Source organism: Geodermatophilus sp. DSM 45219, assembly GCF_900104025.1.
Taxonomy (GTDB): domain Bacteria; phylum Actinomycetota; class Actinomycetes; order Mycobacteriales; family Geodermatophilaceae; genus Geodermatophilus.
This window is the reverse complement of sequence record NZ_FNIQ01000002.1, coordinates 230,578-246,094: the sequence shown is the minus strand read 5'-3', so window position 1 is coordinate 246,094 and position 15,517 is coordinate 230,578. Positions and strand designations below refer to the sequence as shown.

General features: G+C 73.8%; 15 protein-coding genes and 1 tRNA gene. 6 read left to right on the top strand and 10 right to left on the bottom strand.

Going from position 1 to position 15,517, the window contains the following annotated elements; translation table 11 throughout:
• Positions 1-187 precede the first annotated feature (187 nt).
• From BLR12_RS06160 to BLR12_RS06135, 6 genes are all read right to left on the bottom strand, one after another.
• The gene (locus tag BLR12_RS06160) at positions 188-2,947 is read right to left on the bottom strand and encodes an ATP-binding protein (RefSeq protein ID WP_176832376.1); all 2,760 of its coding nucleotides are present in this window, start codon (positions 2,945-2,947) and stop codon (positions 188-190) included.
• Between the two features lie 44 nt (positions 2,948-2,991).
• Positions 2,992-3,633 (bottom strand): DoxX family protein, encoded by a 642-nt coding sequence (locus BLR12_RS06155; RefSeq protein WP_255363333.1) that lies wholly within the window; start codon positions 3,631-3,633, stop codon positions 2,992-2,994.
• Between the two features lie 414 nt (positions 3,634-4,047).
• A complete protein-coding gene (locus BLR12_RS06150) occupies positions 4,048-5,184 on the bottom strand; it encodes a glycosyltransferase (RefSeq protein WP_091374967.1) in 1,137 nt (378 codons plus the stop codon).
• 213 nt (positions 5,185-5,397) lie between these two features.
• Positions 5,398-6,321, bottom strand: a complete 924-nt coding sequence (locus BLR12_RS06145; RefSeq protein ID WP_091374964.1) for an RNA polymerase sigma-70 factor — start codon at positions 6,319-6,321, stop codon at positions 5,398-5,400.
• The gene (locus BLR12_RS06140) at positions 6,318-7,247 is read right to left on the bottom strand and encodes an NAD-dependent epimerase/dehydratase family protein (protein ID WP_091376502.1); all 930 of its coding nucleotides are present in this window, start codon (positions 7,245-7,247) and stop codon (positions 6,318-6,320) included. Before BLR12_RS06140 ends, BLR12_RS06145 begins: the two co-directional genes overlap by 4 nt.
• A 104-nt stretch (positions 7,248-7,351) precedes the next feature.
• Positions 7,352-7,684, bottom strand: a complete 333-nt coding sequence (locus BLR12_RS06135; protein WP_143018716.1) for a hypothetical protein — start codon at positions 7,682-7,684, stop codon at positions 7,352-7,354.
• A gap of 420 nt (positions 7,685-8,104) precedes the next feature.
• Here BLR12_RS06135 and BLR12_RS06130 point away from each other — a divergent pair, with 420 nt between their 5' ends.
• On the top strand, positions 8,105-9,013 hold the full coding sequence (locus tag BLR12_RS06130) for an NAD-dependent epimerase/dehydratase family protein (RefSeq protein ID WP_091376500.1): 909 nt from the start codon (positions 8,105-8,107) through the stop codon (positions 9,011-9,013).
• Positions 9,014-9,182: 169 nt separating this feature from the next.
• Here BLR12_RS06130 and BLR12_RS06125 read toward each other — a convergent pair whose 3' ends face one another.
• On the bottom strand, positions 9,183-9,995 hold the full coding sequence (locus BLR12_RS06125; protein ID WP_218120560.1) for a MerR family transcriptional regulator: 813 nt from the start codon (positions 9,993-9,995) through the stop codon (positions 9,183-9,185).
• A gap of 63 nt (positions 9,996-10,058) precedes the next feature.
• On the opposite strand from BLR12_RS06125, the gene BLR12_RS06120 reads away from it, so the two are divergent.
• The 3 genes from BLR12_RS06120 (at position 10,059) to BLR12_RS24810 (ending at position 11,208) form a co-directional block, all read left to right on the top strand.
• Complete coding sequence (locus tag BLR12_RS06120) at positions 10,059-10,412, top strand: nuclear transport factor 2 family protein (protein ID WP_091374955.1); 354 nt, start codon at positions 10,059-10,061, stop codon at positions 10,410-10,412.
• A 68-nt stretch (positions 10,413-10,480) separates the two neighbouring features.
• Entirely contained in the window at positions 10,481-10,609 is a 129-nt protein-coding gene (locus BLR12_RS25045; RefSeq protein WP_255363332.1) for a hypothetical protein, read from the top strand.
• Positions 10,610-10,614: 5 nt separating this feature from the next.
• Positions 10,615-11,208, top strand: a complete 594-nt coding sequence (locus tag BLR12_RS24810; RefSeq protein ID WP_218120559.1) for an alpha/beta fold hydrolase — start codon at positions 10,615-10,617, stop codon at positions 11,206-11,208.
• 48 nt (positions 11,209-11,256) lie between these two features.
• Here BLR12_RS24810 and BLR12_RS06110 read toward each other — a convergent pair.
• Both BLR12_RS06110 and BLR12_RS06105 read right to left on the bottom strand, forming a co-directional pair.
• Positions 11,257-11,341 (bottom strand) — tRNA-Leu (locus tag BLR12_RS06110).
• A gap of 68 nt (positions 11,342-11,409) precedes the next feature.
• The gene (locus BLR12_RS06105) at positions 11,410-12,444 is read right to left on the bottom strand and encodes a GGDEF domain-containing protein (RefSeq protein ID WP_255363331.1); all 1,035 of its coding nucleotides are present in this window, start codon (positions 12,442-12,444) and stop codon (positions 11,410-11,412) included.
• Positions 12,445-12,530: 86 nt separating this feature from the next.
• Between BLR12_RS06105 and BLR12_RS06100 the strand changes: the two genes are divergently transcribed.
• A complete protein-coding gene (locus BLR12_RS06100) occupies positions 12,531-13,859 on the top strand; it encodes a M20/M25/M40 family metallo-hydrolase (RefSeq protein WP_091376495.1) in 1,329 nt (442 codons plus the stop codon).
• 3 nt (positions 13,860-13,862) lie between these two features.
• Here BLR12_RS06100 and BLR12_RS06095 read toward each other — a convergent pair whose 3' ends face one another.
• Positions 13,863-14,735, bottom strand: a complete 873-nt coding sequence (locus tag BLR12_RS06095; RefSeq protein ID WP_091374952.1) for a LysR family transcriptional regulator — start codon at positions 14,733-14,735, stop codon at positions 13,863-13,865.
• Positions 14,736-14,818: 83 nt separating this feature from the next.
• Between BLR12_RS06095 and BLR12_RS06090 the strand changes: the two genes are divergently transcribed.
• Positions 14,819-15,517, top strand: coding sequence for an aspartate/glutamate racemase family protein (locus tag BLR12_RS06090; protein WP_091374950.1), 699 nt, complete (start codon positions 14,819-14,821; stop codon positions 15,515-15,517).

Sequence of the window (15,517 nt, the reverse complement as noted above, 5' to 3'; positions counted from 1 at the left end):
GCGTGAGGACGTACGTGCCGGCCAGGACGACGAGGACCATCATCGCGGGAACTCCTGATCATCGCGGGTCCGTGCTTGAGGTCGGTGGTCACGACGGCCCCCTCGGGTGGTGCGACCGGACGGGTCGACGCCAGGAGCCGGCGGCAGCCGCAGGCACCGGCGAAAATGCCGGGATCGGTGGGACCGGTCAGCCGAGGTGATGGGCGGCGAGCTGCGCTCGCGAGCTGATGCCGAGCTTGGTGAAGACGTTGCGGAGGTGGAAGTCGACGGTGCGGGGGCTGAGGAACAGCTGGGCGGCCACGGCCCTGGTCGGCAGGCCGCTGGCCACGAAACGAGCGACCTGGAGCTCCTGTGGTGTGAGCTCGAGGAGGGCCGACGGGTCGCGTCGTCCGGCGGATTCACCGCAGGCCCGGAGCTCCAGGCGGGTCCGCTCGGTCCACTGCGAGGCACCCAGGGCGTCGAAGACGTCGAGGGCGGCCGCCAGGTGGCCGCGCGCAGCCACCCGGTGCCGAGCCCGCCGCAGGGCCTCCCCGTAGGCCAGGTGGGTGCGGCCTCGCGCGAACAGGCGGCCTGCGGTCCCGTGGTGGTGCAGCGCCTCCTCGAAGTGCTCCTGCGCCACCGCGCCCTCGGACAGCACGCCGCGGCCGTGCGCAGCCACCGCCAGCGCCCACGGCGCGCCGGTGGCGGCGGCGAGGGTCTCCATCCTCGCCAGCCGCTGCTGCGCGACGTCCCGGTGTCCGGACTGCACCGCGGCCTCCACCAGGTCCACGGCGGCCATGGTGGTGACCACAGGGTGTCGAAGGCCTTCGAGCAGCACGTAGGCGGAGCCCGGTCGAGCCGCGACCAGCTTCTCCGTCGCACGTCCCCAGCGCAGGATCTCCAGGGCCGGGAGCCGGAACACGCCCAGTCCGTGTGCTCGGGCCAGCGCCTCCAGCCGGCCGGCGGGGTCATCCGCACCGGACCGCGCGCCGCGCATGGAGGAGACGAGGGACAGCCACGCCAGGGGGAGCGCGGCGAGTCCGGGCTGGCCGGTGGCCTCTGCCAGCCGCACGGCCTCGGCGGCGTCAGCAGCAGCAGCGGTCCAGTTGCCGTGCAGGAGTTCGGCGTGAGCCAGGCGGGGGAGGGAGAACAGCAGCTCTGCCGCCGCCCCCAGCGCGCGGGCCCGTGCCACCTCACCGGCACTGAGCCGCAGCGCGGCATCGTCGTCGCCGAGGTAGAGGGCGTGCTGGGCGGCGTCCCGGAGCAGGTGCTCCTCCTGGGTGTGCTGAGCCGTGCGGAGGGCCACGCCCAGCGCGCGGACAGCCCCGGCCACGTCGCCCTCGAGGAAGGCGAGGAAGCCGCGGAGCAGGTCTGCTGCCCAGCGGTCCGGGACGTCGTCCGGAGGGGGCAGCCCGGTCATCGCCTCACGGATCCGCACCGCCAGCGGGCGGTCGGACTCCAACCACGCGGACTCGGCCACCGCCGCCAGCATCCGCCGTGTCCGCCGTGGATCCGAGGGCGTGACCTCGAGAGCCGCGTCGAGGAGGATCCGGGACGCCGCGCCAGGGTCGCCGACGCTGAACTCCAGCCATCCCCTCAGCTGGTCGACGTCGGCGAGAACGAGCGGTTGGGAGGCCAGGGGGCGGGCGACCTGCAGCAGTGCCGCGACGTGGCCCAGCTGACCGGCCAGCCACGCGCTCCGTGCGGCCGACAACAACCGACGGCTGCGGGCGGCGCCGTCCGGGCTCAGCTCCGCAGCGCGCTCCAGCGCGGCTGTCGCCGCTTCGAGGCCACCCCGGCCACCGGCCCGTACCGCCAGCGACTCCAGTTCGGCGGCCACGTCCTCGTCGGGTCCCTGCGCGGCTGCGGCGACGTGCCAGGCGCGGTGGTCGACGTCCCCGGTGTCCGCCGCCGCCCGGGCGAGCGCCAGGTGGGCCCGGCGGCGTTCCACGCTCGTGGCGGCGTGGTAGGCCGCGGACCGGACGAGCGGGTGGGCGAAGACGACCTCGTCAGCACGGACCGCCACGAGGCCGGTCCGTTCCGCGGGCTCCAGCGCGGTGTCCGGCACGCCGAGGACGCGCCCCGCGGCGAGCACACGATCCAGCCGTCCGCCGTCCTCGGCCGCAGCGACGAGGAGCAGGGTCCGCGTCCCGTCGGGCAGCGCGCGCACCTGACCGGTGAACAGGCGCTCCACCGAGCGAGGCAACGGGAGAGGCGTCGGGAGGGGACTGCGGCCGGCCAACTGATCAGGTGACAGGAGGGACGGCAACTGGTCCAGCATCAGCGGGTTGCCGCCGGTCCACCGCACGAGCGTGCTGCGGACCCGGGCGTCGATCGCGATCCCGGTGTGCTCGGCGAGCAGGGTGTCGGCTGCCTCCGCGTCCAGCCCCTCGACGCGCAGCTCGGGGAGGTCGGTCGGCGGGAACTCCCGCAGGTCCGGTTCCCGGACGGCGAAGAGGATGCCGATCGGTTCCGCGCCGAGCCTGCGGGCCACGAAGAGCAGGGCGGCAGCCGAGGCCTGGTCCAGCCACTGCGCATCGTCGACCAGGCACACCACCGGGGCCTCCTCGGCCGCCGCGTCGAGGACCCCGAGCACTGCGACGGCGACGAGGAACCTGTCGCCGGGGGCGGCGCCGTCCGGACCGCACTCCATGCCCAGTGCGATCCGCAACGTCCGGCGCTGGTGAGCCGGCAGTGTCTCGATGTGCCGGAAGATCGGCTGGAGGAGCTGGTGGAGCGCGGCGAAGGGCAGCTCGGACTCCGCCTGGACGCCTCGAGCCCGCAACACCTGGACAGGGACGGCGCGGACGGCGTCGTCGAGCAACGTCGTCTTGCCGATGCCTGCCTGACCCCGGATCACCAGTACGCCGCTCCGGCCACTGCGCACGGTGTCGATGACACCCGCCAGGACGCGCCGTTCCGCCGTCCTGCCCAGCACGTCGATGCGCGGGGGATCGCGGGTGGTCACCCGAGCAAGCGTGGCAGCGGTGCAGACGGCACGGAACCGTTCCCCTACCGTCCCGCACTGGTCGTGCGGCTGGTGGTGACCACGCGGGTCGTTCTGGTCCCGCACGGGGACGCCGTCCCGGTCAGCATCGGCGAGAGGGGACGTGCTGGTTCTCCCCGGGGGTGACGACGGAGCCGGCAACTCCGTCTGCGCCGTCGGATGTGCCGGTGTGGGAAGCGCCGGCGGCTCGAGCGGACGACCGAGGTCCCGGCCGGGTCCTGCTTCTCGCTCGGTCCTCGTCGAGCCACGAACGACTCAGGGCCGAAGCGGCCCCAGGCGATGAAGGCCGCGAGCGCGAGACAGGCCAGGTTCAGCACCACGAGCGTGGACTGGCCGAGGCGCGCATGAGTGATCATCGCGCCGATCATGAGCGCGACCCAGCAGACGGCGGTCACCGGCACCATGACCGGTGCGACGTCGACGAGGGCAGGCAGGATCAGGCCGACTGCAGCCAGTAGCTCGAGCACCCCGAGGGCCTTGACGAAGCCGACACCGGCGCCTGCGGTCCACTCTCCGCCATGGGCCGCAGCCAGCGTCGACTCGGGCACGAACGTCTTGCTGATGCCGCCGGCCCGGGCCTGGAGTCCCCGGGCCCTCGGGGCGCCGGCGAGGTCGGGTGGACGGCGCAGCAGTCGGCGTGGGGGCAACCGGCCGGCCCGATGACGAAGGCGAAGGCGAAGGCGAAGGCGAAGGAGCCGAGTGGCGTCGTGCCGTGGCCGACGAGGGCGGCTGATGCAGCAGTTCGGTGAGATCCGTCCGGCCCAGGAGTTGCTGCCGGTTCATCGTGGGTTCTCATGTCCGGCGGCCGGGGCCGCCTCGTCCCCGGCAAGGAGACCTGATGACGGGATCCGGGAGCGATCGGGTGTCGCCTGGCGACAGTGGGTCGATGACGGGCGCTGCCGAGAACGCGCTCGAGTGGCTGTCGCGCCGGGGCGACGACGGGGCATCGGAACGGAAGTCGCCCGGGAGCTCCGCGATGTCGGCGAACCCGGGGGATGCCTGTGGGGGAACCGTGTCACACCCGATCGGGGTCTCGGGCGGGACAGGGCGTGGTCACCGGCTCACAGCCGGTGGGCTGCGTCGCCGGCGACCACGAGCTCCGCGGCTGTCGTCGCCCCGTCGATGCGAACGTCAGCGGCCACCGCGGTCGCTCGTGCGCAGGTCTCAGCGGTCAGCGCCGTCCCGAGCGCGGCTGACAGGGATTCGACGGTCGGCGTCGGCCCGTCGTGAGCAGCGCCGATGCCGAGCTCGGCCACCCGACCGGCCCAGTAGACCTGATCACCCCCCTGGGGCACCACCACCTGCGGCGCGCCGGCGCGGGCCGCCGTGGTCGTGGTTCCCGCACCACCGTGGTGCACCACGGCAGCCACCCGGTCGAACAGCGTCTGCTGGTTGACCTCCCCGATGACGAAGCAGTCATCCTGGTCGTCCATCGGAGCCAAGCCCGCCCAGCCGCGACCGAGGAGCACGCGGCGGTCCTGCGCACGGATCGCCTCGATGGCGACCCGCGCGCTGTCCTCATCGACGGTTCGCATGCTGCCGAACCCCGCGTACACCGGCTGGTCGCCGGCATCGAGGAACGCGAGCAGCTCGGCCGGGAGTGGGCGTTCGTCGGGCAGGATCCACGCACCGGTCTGCACGACACCGACGCTCTCCGGCCCACGCCACGGGCCCAGGGCGGGGTCGGCGGCCAGCAACGGCCGGGCCGTGAACACGAACTCGCCGACGTTCCCAACCGGTGGCAGACCGATCGATGCCCGGTGCGAGTTGATCGGCGCACCGAACAACTCGTCGAAACCCTGGCCATCCAGGCCATCCAGCACGTCAGGGCAGAAGAGCACGCACCGGTACGGGATGCCCAGCTCCTCGGCCACCGACGGCCCGACGAACTGCGACATGGCGGTTGCCACGACCACGTCGCATCCTGCTGCCGTCTCGGCCACCGTCTCGTACTGCGCGGCGATGAAGTCAGCCACGCGCTGTTGGCGCTCCCCGGCAGTCGGTGGCCGCTCCCACGAGCGCCATGGTCTGTCGAACGGCACCAGCGGCACGCCTCCGCGGATCAACAGCTCCCTGAACTCCTCGTCCGGAGGTGCGCACATCCGCACCTGCGCACCGAGTGCCTGCAACCGCACCGCGAGCGCCACCATCGGTTCGACGTCCCCTCGCGACCCGTACGTCGACAGCACCACGCGCATCTCGCAGCTCCCATGTGCGTCGAGGAAGCGAGTACTCCCAGTCGCTCTCACCTGCCGGCTCGGAGGAGTCGACGATCTCCGAGCAGTTCTCGAGGGCCGCGCCCGGTTCCGTCTGATGTGGGCGAACCACCGGCTGTCGTCCTCGGGAGCGCCTCGACGAGCCCGCCGCAGTTCGCAGTCGCTGGACTCTGCCTGACCCGTTCCGTCCTCGAGTCAATCGGTGCGCCGGCGAGCCTGGCTCACCTCGCGGGTGACGGCCCAGGCGTCCGCCACCGGACCCAGGTGCCCGAGCTTGTCGGGGTTGATCAGCGAGTGGATCGTCTGGATCCGCCCGTCGAGTACGTCGAGCGTCCACGTGAAGAGGACCTTGTCGTCCCGGTCGCGGAAGATCGCGCCCGGCTGGCCGTTGATCTCGTGCGGCTCGAACGTCACGTCGATCCGGACCAGCGGAGGGGCGATCGAGGCGAGCAGCCGGGCCACCTTCGCGGCGCCGATGACGGCCCTGGCCAGCTGCGGGGCCTTGCCGCCGCCGTCCCCGACCAGCTGGACGTCGGCGGCGAGCAGCTCCCGCAGGCCGTCGACGTCCCCTTCGGTGAAGGCGTCGAAGAACCGCTTGGCGAGTTCCTCGCGCTCCCTCCGGTCGGCCTCGAACCGAGGGCGCCCGGCGTCCATGTGGCGGCGCGCCCGCACCGCGAGCTGGCGGCACGCCGCCTCCGACCTCCCCACCGCCGACGCGACCTCGGGGAAACCGAAGCCGAACACCTCCCGCAGCACGAAGACCGCGCGCTCGAGCGGGCTGAGCCGCTCGAGCAGCAGCAGGGCCGCCATCGACACCGAGTCGGCTAACTCCGCCGAGCGCGCCGGATCCTCATAGGGGTCGTCGAGCAGCGGCTCGGGGAGCCATTGCCCGACGTACTCCTCCCGCCGCACGCGGGCCGAGCGCAGCACGTCGATCGAGATCCGGGTGACGACGGCCGAGAGGAAGGCCTTGGTCGACGTGGGTCGTGTCGGGGAGGACTCGAAGCGCAGCCAGGTCTCCTGGACCGCGTCCTCGGCCTCGCTCACGCTGCCGAGGATCCGGTAGGCGATCGCGAACAGCAGCGACCGCAGCTCCTCGAACTCCTCGGCCCGGGTCACGCCAACCCTTCCCTGAAGCCCTGCCGCCACGACGGATAGCGCAGCTCCCAGCCGAGCTCGCGCTTGGCCTTGGCGTTGGAGAAACCGCGCCCCTCGGTCATCATCGTCACCGCCACGTCCCCGGCCAACAGCCTGGCCAGCCAGGTGGGGATCCGCATCGGCCGCTTCGCGCCGGTGCACGCAGCCAGGTAGGGGAGCCACTCACTGGCCGGCGCCGGTTCGTCGTCGACGACGTTGAACACGCCGGTCGCCTTCTGCTCCACGGCCAGGACGGTCGCGCTCGCCGCGTCGTCGAGGTGCACCCACGAGCTGTAGCCGGTGCCGCCCCCGACGAGCGGGAACTGCCGCCTGCGCACGAGCTCGACCACGTCATCGGTGGCGCCCGGCCCGTAGAACCCGCCGTATCGCAGGACCGCGCCGCCGGCCTCGACGACGACGTCCTGCACGTGGCGCATCGCCGCCATCCCCTTGCGCATGCTCGGCGGGCCCGGGTCCAGCGGGTCCTCCTCGGTCTTGACCCATCCGCCCTCGCGGATCCCGTTCCAGCTGGCGTGGCCCTGGGCGACGACGTGGGAGACGCCGGTCGCCTCGGCCGCGGCCAGCAGGTGGTCGGTCCCCTCGGTGCGCAGCCGGTTGGTGGTGGCGAAGAACCGGTCCATGTGCTTCATGTCGGGCTTGCCGGCGTGAGCGGGGCTGATCGCGGTCATCTGGTGCACGATCGCGTCCGGCCGGGCGGCCGCCACCGCCTTCCCGACCGACACCGCATCCAGCCCGTCCATCACGACACCATCGGCGCCCAGCTGCTCCAGCAGGCCCACCTTGCCCGAGCCCGTCGTCGTAGCCGTCACCTGGTGGCCGCGGGCCACGAGCTGCGGCACCAGCCGCCGCCCCATGACCCCGGTACCACCGGCCACGAACACCCGCATGACCATCACCTTCCCGATCCCGAGATTGGCTCTCGGTCCGGTGACGAGACAGCCCCGGCCATCTGTGACATCGAGGTCCCGGCGCACGGGTGCGGAGCGACCGATCAGAGCTGCAGGATCGCTGCCGCCGTCAGGTAGGCCGCGGACACACCTTCTGGGTCGTGCAGGTCTCCAGGACTCTCCGACGTCGCTCGGGAACGCGCGCGCACCGCGGCGCCGGGCTCCGCAGCAACGAGGTCGACGCACAGCCCAGCGACGACGGCTCCGGCGTCGTGGTCGTCCAGACCGTCCAGGGCGAGGCCGTTGTGGAGCAGAGTTGCCACCTCGAGGAAGACCTCGCGGGCCGTCTCGAGATCCACCTCCGGACGTGCTTGCGCAACCGCCTCCGCGGTTGCCGCGAACTGGTCGAACGGTGGACCAACGGTGCTCGACGGCATGCCGAGAGCCTGTCAGCGCGCCCCGTAGGCGCACACCTGGTTTCGCGCTTCTCCGCCGGAGCGGCGCGGACCGACGGAGGACCTGCTGCGGCCGGACAGTGGTCGCGGCTCGGGCGAGGGATCCGCCCCGGCCGAGCGGCGGGTAGGCGAGAAGCCCACGGTGGAGCCATGGGTCCGACTCGGTGTCCGAGGGGGGACACGCTGCATACGCACGCGCGTCGGGGTGGGCCCGGGCAGACGCCAGCCGTAGCCGTGGGCGGATTGCGCACCACCCGGTCGAGCACGCCGTCGTCGAGGACGGCGCGTCACTGATCCCGTCGTGCAGGGCGGTGACTCCCGAGTCCCAGCACAGCGGCTCCTCGACGCTGCGACGCGCCGTGCAGCGGGCGCCGTCGTGTGGTCGCTGACAGTGTGGGCGACATGGCCACTCTCTCTCCCGTCGTCGTGGTGACCGGTGCGAACGGGCTGGTGGGCAGCACGGTGTGCCGGGCGCTCGTCGAGCGGTCGGCGCGGGTGCGCGCCGTCGTCCGCCGCGCCGGCAGCGCGCCCGCGCTCGACGGAGTCACCGAGCACGTCGGCGACTTCGCCGACGAGGGCCACGCCCGCGCGGTGACCCAGGGCGCCGACGCGGTCGTCACGACGGTCCACCCGATGGGCTCGTCCCGAGAGGTGCAGCACCGGGTGGCCGTCGAGGGCACGCCGGTCCTCGCTCGGGCTGCCCGGGACGCCGGCGTCCCCCGGCTCGTGCACGTGTCCACGGCCGGGGTCTACGACCGCTCCGCCGGCGTCGGGGACGTGGCCGAGGACGGTGCCCTGCTGCCCGAGGGGAGTGGCGACTACCCCGACACCAAGAACGCCACCGACGCCGCGCTCGCGCGGATCGGCGGGCTCACGACCGTGCTGGTCCGCCCGCCGGCGATCATGGGCGCCGGCGACACGTCGGTCTGGAACACGCTGCGACCGCAGGAGGTCCGCGGCGGTGAGCGCCGAGCGAACCCGTCCCAGACCTGGGCCTGGGTGCACGTCGACGACCTGACGGCCCTGATCGCGGACGTCGCCACGGGCGCCGTGGCGACCGCCGACGACCCGGACCGAGGTCCCGTGGCCGGTGGCACGACCCCGGTCATCGTCGCGGGCGAGCCTGCGACATGGCGGGACTACTTCGGCACGGTGACCGATGCGTTGGGCGTCGCGCCCGAGTGGACCGACGAGCCGGTCTGGACCGGGCAGCTGCTCACCGACCGCGCGCGGGGGTGGGGCTGGGCACCGCGAGTGAGCCTCGCACGAGCCATGGACGAGCTGCGGCAGGGCCTGGCGACGCGTTCGTGACAGCTCCGCGGTCTCCAGGAGGAGGACACGCTGGTCCGGTCGGGCCAGCGGCGGCCGGCGTCGGGCGGTCCTGCCGATCCCGCCGGACGCGGAGCCGCTGGTCAGGTGTCCGGATGTCCGGCACGGGCAGACCGTTCGGAGACCGTGGTCCCGGGGGCGACCGGAACCATCAGCGCGGAGTCACGCGGAAGACCGGCCAGCCGATCTCGGTCCGCCAGGCCGACGGGTCGGGAGTGTCGCGCGGGCCGGCCAGGTGGGTCTCCCGCACCGGTCCGGCGATCGCCAGCGCGTTGGCCACCACCCAGGCACCCAGCTCGCCGTAGGTGACGTCGATGTCGTCGTGCTCGCCGTCGTGCGTCGCGACGGCCAGCTCGACGGCCGGCAGGGTCACCGGGTGCACGCGACCGCTGCGCGGGGCCCGCGCCGTCGGCCGGTACACGAGCACGTGCCCGTGGCCGACCTCGAACAGCGCGTTGTCGTACAGCCCTCCCGGGACGCCGGTCGGTTCGCCGACCACGGCGTCCAGCTCGGCCATCGCGCCGGCGTACCAGGCGAGGAGTCGGTCGTGCGCCACGTCATCCTCGACCGCGGCCACGGTGGTGGCCGGCACCGCGCGCACCTCGACGTCCATCCGGGCCGGTTCCGGCCGCAGCAGCCGGCGCAGCGACGCCACCGCGGCCCGCGTGCGGTCCAGCTCGGACTCGAGCCGCTGCAGGTGGTCGGAGACCAGAGCGGCACGGGTGCCCGGGTCGGGGGAGCGCAGGATGCGCTGGACGTCGGACAGGGGGACGTCGAGTTCGCGCAGGCGGTGGATGACCTGGGCGGTCGGGATCTGGTCCGCGCTGTAGTAGCGGTAGCCGGTCGCGTCGTCCACGGTCGCCGGCTCCAGCAGGCCCGCGTCGTGGTACCGGCGGAGGGTGCGCACGCTCAGGTGGGTCAGCCGGGAGAACTCGCCGATCGCCAGCACCGCAGCACTGTGCACCCTCTCCTGGGGGGAGTGTCCAGCGCTTGACCCTCCCGCGCCGGGAGGACGCACGGTCGATGCATGACCACACCGACCAGCATCCAGCCCGACCAGTTGCCCGCGGTGATCCGCGGCTACCTCGCCGCGCACGTGGCCCGTGACGCCGACGCCGCGCTCCGAGCCTTCACCCCGACCGCGGTGGTCGTCGACGACGGCACGACCTACCGGGGGACCGAGGAGATCCGGGGCTTCCTGTCCGAGGCCGGAGCCGAGTTCAGCTACACCACCGAGCTCGTCGGTGCTCAGCGCGTCGACGACGCGCACTGGGTCGCCACCAACCGCCTGGAGGGCGACTTCCCCGGCGGCGTCGTCGAACTGGGCTACCGCATCGCGATGGACGGCGATCTCATCGCCGAGCTCGTCATCGCCCCGTGACGCCCGGACCTGGCGTACGACCGGACGGGCGACGACGGGGGTCGCCCGCTGACCGAGAGGAAGAACCGATGACCAGCAGCACGCTCGAGGCCCGGACCGACGCCGAGCCCACGGTGGTGCTCGTGCACGGGGCCTTCGCCGACTCGTCGAGCTGGAACGACGTGATCGCCCGGCTCGGCGGGACGGCTGTCCGGTGATCGGGGTGGCCAACCCGCTCCGCGCTCTGCACAGCGACGCCGAGTTCCTGCGCGACCTCCTGGAGGGTGTGGACGGGCCGATCGTCGTCGCCGGCCACTCCTACGGCGGCAGCGTGATGGGCGAGGCAGCCGACGGGCACCCGCGGGTGAAGGCGCTGGTGTACGTCGCCAGCTTCCTGCTCGAGGAAGGCGAGAGCACCGGCGAGCTGGCCGGGAAGTACCCGGGCAACGAGCTCGGGTCGGCGCTGCGCCCGGTGCCCGTCCACGGTCCTGACGGGCGGAGAGTCGACGACCTCTACATCGCGCAGGAGAAGTTCGAGGACATCTACGCCGCCCGACCCAAGGCCACCGCCTCCGGCATTCCGCTGATCGGGGGTCACTTCCGGGTCCGCCACGACGAGATCGACACCAACGGCACGCTGACCCTGCGGCACAACAGCCGGCTGCACCACATCGGGCTGGGCCGCCGATACGCCGGCACGTCAGTGCTCGTCGTGGTCCACGACCTGCACGTCCGCGTGCTCAGCACCAGCGGACGACTGCTCCGCGACCTACAGCTGGACCCAGACCGCGACTACCAACCACAGCCCCGAACGTGAACGATGTCGCGGTACACCCGTGAACGGTGTCCCGCGACATCGCAGTTGTGTCCGAGGGGGGACTTGAACCCCCACGCCCGATAAAGGGCACTAGCACCTCAAGCTAGCGCGTCTGCCATTCCGCCACCCGGACGAGTGCGGTGCAACCTTACCCGACCGGATCGCGAGGACGAGGCACCCCCTCCCGTCCGTCCGGGGAGGTCAGGCCGCGACCGTGACGCGGCCACGGCCGGCCCGCTTCGCCTCGTAGAGGGCGGCGTCGGCGGCCGAGTAGAGGGCCCGCAGGTCGCCCGGTCCCGGGGGCACGTGGGCGACGCCGACGCTGACCGACAGGGACAGCAGCGTGCCGTCCGGCAGGGGCAGCGGCGTCGAGCGGACCGCCTCCAGCAGCTCCTCGGCTCGTCGCGCGGCGGCGTCCGAGGGGGAGCCGGGCAGCAGGACGGCGAGCTCGTCACCACCGAGCCGGGACACGACGGCGTCCTCGGCCCGCACGTGGCTGCGCAGGATGCCGGCCAGGTGCACCAGGACGTCGTCCCCGACCGGGTGGCCGTACGAGTCGTTGACCGTCTTGAAGCTGTCCACGTCGACCAGGACCAGTGCGGTGCCGGCCCCGGCCGGCCGGGTCAGCGTGCGCTCCAGGGCCGCGTCGAACACCCGGCGGTTGACCAGGCCGGTCAGCGCGTCGACCGTGGCCTGCTGCTCCAGCGCGCCCACCAGCCGCTGCTGCACCCGGCCCGCCCGCACCAGCATCACCGCCATGACGACCAGCACCGAGCCGAAGAAGAGCAGGTCCATGGCGGCGGCGGCCGGGGGCGTCAGCGCGAACAGCGTCACCGCCTCGCCGGCCACCGCCACGCCGGTCGTGACCACCACCCCCGCCGGGCGCAGGTGGGACCCGCCCCACAGCACCGGGAAGGCGAAGAAGGCCTGGGCGGCGGCCGAGGCGTCGCGCGAGACCAGGTTGAGCGCGCAGATCAGCACGACACCGCCGACCGCGGTGAGCAGTCCCAGCCCGAGCCGGTCGTACCGCTCCGCCGTGGTCAGACGGCAGGCGCCCGCGACGCCGAGCAGCGCGACCACGGCCGCCCCGTGGGCGGCGAGGACGCTCGGGCCCGCGTCGTGCTGGGTGGAGACGGCGAAGCCGGTGACCACCGCGGCGCAGACCAGCAGGATCAGCGTCGAGCTGCGCGCCGCCGCCTGCGGATCGCGCGCCTGCAGCGCGCCCGGTATGCCCACGGATGAGCCATCGGCAGGCGGGACCCGCCGGTCCAGTCCCGCTCACCCGGCGGGGTGACCGGCGGCCCGGTGGCACGATCGTCGGCATGTCCGAGACCCCGCCGGCCCCCCTCGCCCGAGCCCAGGACGAGGTCGCGGAGCTGCTGTCCGACCTCATCCGCATCGACACGACCAACACCGGCGACACCGCCACCGGCAAGGGCGAGCGGGCGGCCGCGGAGTGGGTCGCCGGCAAGCTCGACGAGGTCGGCATCGACAGCGTGGTCCACGAGTCGGAGCAGGGGCGGGCCAGCCTGGTCGCGCGCATCCCGGGGCAGGACCGGAGCAGAGCAGCCCTGCTCGTCCACGGCCACCTGGACGTCGTCCCCGCCGATCCCGCCGAGTGGAGCGTGCACCCCTTCTCCGGCGAGGAGCGCGACGGCTACGTCTGGGGCCGCGGCGCGGTCGACATGAAGGACATGGACGCCATGACCCTCGCGCTCGTCCGCGACTGGGCCCGCACCGGCGTCCAGCCGCCGCGGGACGTCGTCCTGGCGTTCGTCGCCGACGAGGAGGCCGGCGGGAAGCTCGGCGCCCGCTTCCTCGTCGAGGAGCACCCCGACCTGTTCGAGGGCTGCACCGAGGCGATCAGCGAGGTCGGCGGGTTCTCCATCACCGTCCGCGACGACCTGCGTCTCTACCTCGTGCAGACCGCCGAGAAGGGCCTGGCCTGGATGCGGCTGACCGCCGGCGGCAGGCCCGGCCACGGCTCGTTCGTGCACGACGACAACGCCGTCACCCGGCTCTGCCAGGCCGTCGCCCGCCTCGGCTCGGCGCGGCTGCCCACCACGCTCACCCCGCCGATGCGGCAGTTCCTCGCCGCGGTCGAGGACGCCTACGGCATCGAGATCGACCCCGACCAGCCCGAGCAGGCCCTCGCCCGGCTCGGCAGCATCAGCCGGATGGTCGGCGCGGCCCTGCGCAACACCGTCAACCCCACGATGCTCGACGCCGGCTACAAGGCCAACGTCATCCCCGGCACCGCCAGCGCCACCGTCGACGGCCGCTTCCTCTACGGGCAGGAGGAGGAGTTCGAGCGCCAGCTGGCCGGCCTGATCGGTGAGGGCGTGCAGCGCGAGTGGCTGGTGCACGACCAGGCCGTGGAGACGACGTTCGACGGTCCGCTGGTCGACGCGATGGTCGCCGCGCTGAAGGCCGAGGACGACGGCGCCCGCCCGGTGCCGTTCACGATGAGCGGCGGCACCGACGCCAAGAGCTTCGAGCGCCTGGGCATGCGCTGCTTCGGGTTCTCCCCGCTGCGGCTGCCGCCGGACCTGGACTTCGCCTCGCTGTTCCACGGCATCGACGAGCGGGTGCCGGTGGAGTCGCTGCGCTTCGGCATCCGGGTGCTCGACCGGTTCCTCCGCAGCGCCTGAGGCTCAGGCCGCGGCGCGCAGCGCGGCCAGCAGGGCGGCGACGCCGGGCACCCGCCGGGCGTCCGGGCGGGCCAGCGTCTCGACCACCCGGCCGTCGACGTCGGGCAGGTCGACGGCGACCACCCCGGGCTGCGTGCTCGCCGCCAGCGCCCAGCTGGGCAGCAGCGCGACGCCGAGGCCCCGGCCCACGAGGCGCTGCACCACGACGTGGTCGTCGGTGGCGAACCGGACGTCGGGGGTGAACCCGGCCCGCCGTGCGCAGCGCAGCAGGTGACCGCGGCAGCGCACGCACCCGGCGATCCACGGCTCGTCGCGCAGGTCGGCCAGCGTGCCCGGCAACGGGCGCCCGGCCGGGACGACGGCGTGGACCGGATGGGCCCCCAGCGGCTCGCGCAGCAGGTCGCCGGGGACGGCGTCCTCGTCCTCCGCGTGGCGGAACACCAGCGCCAGGTCCGCCTCCCCGCTGCGCACGGCCGCCTCGGCCTCCGGCGGCTCCTGCTCGGCGAAGTGCACCTGCAGGGCGGGCGCGCGCTCGCGCAGCGCGACCAGCGCGGGCGGCAGCAGCACCGCCGCGGCGGTGGGGAAGGCGGCCAGCCGGACGACGCCCGCGGCGAGGCCGGTGAACGCCGCGATCTCCTGCTCGGCCGCGGCCAGCCGGTCGGCGACCCCCTCGGCGTGCCGCAGCAGCACCCGGCCGGCCTCGGTGAGGGCCACGCCCCGGCCCTGGCGCAGCACCAGCGCCGTCCCGGTCTCGCGCTCCAGCGCCCGGACCTGCTGGCTCACCGCCGGCTGCGTCCAGCCCAGGGCGCGGGCCGCGCCGGCCAGCGACCCGGCACGGGCGACCTCGCGGAAGACGAGCAGCCGGCGGGGGTCCACGGTGCGACATCCAAGCAGCGCTTGGGGGAGGACGTCGACCTCGCGGCCTCGACGGCACCCTCCCGGGGCGGCAGCCTGGCCGCATGAGGACGATCGGGCTGCTGGGCGGGATGAGCTGGGAGTCGACGGCGCTGTACTACCGCATCGCCAACGAGCTGGTGCGCGAGCGGCTGGGCGGGCTGGCCAGCGCGTCGCTGCTGGTGCGCAGCCTGGACTTCCGCGCCGTCCGGGACTGCCAGCTCCAGGACCGCTGGGACGACGCCGCCGCGCTGCTCGCCGCCGAGGCGCGGACCCTGGAGTCCGCTGGCGCCGAGCTGGTGCTGCTGTGCACCAACTACATGCACCGGACGGCGCCGGCGATCGAGGCGGCCCTGACCGTGCCGTTCCTGCACATCGCCGACCCGGTGGCCGCCGCCGCGCCCGGCCCCACGGTGGGCCTGCTCGGCGCGGCCGGCACCGTGCGCGCACCCTTCCACCGCGAGCGCCTTGAGGCCGCGGGCCTCACGGTGCTGGTGCCGCCGGAGGACGACGTCGACCGCGTGGACGCCGCGGTCTTCGACGAGCTGTGCCGGGGCGTGCTGTCCGAGCGCACCCGCGCCGACCTGCGCGCCGTCGTCCGCCGGCTGGCCGACCGGGGCGCGGACGCCGTCGCGCTGTGCTGCACCGAGCTGGAGCTGCTGCTCGGCCCCGGCGACAGCCCGGTGCCGCTGCTGCCCTCTGCCCGGTTGCACGTCACCGCCGCCGTCGACGCCGCGCTCGCGCCGACAGCGGCCGTGGTCTGA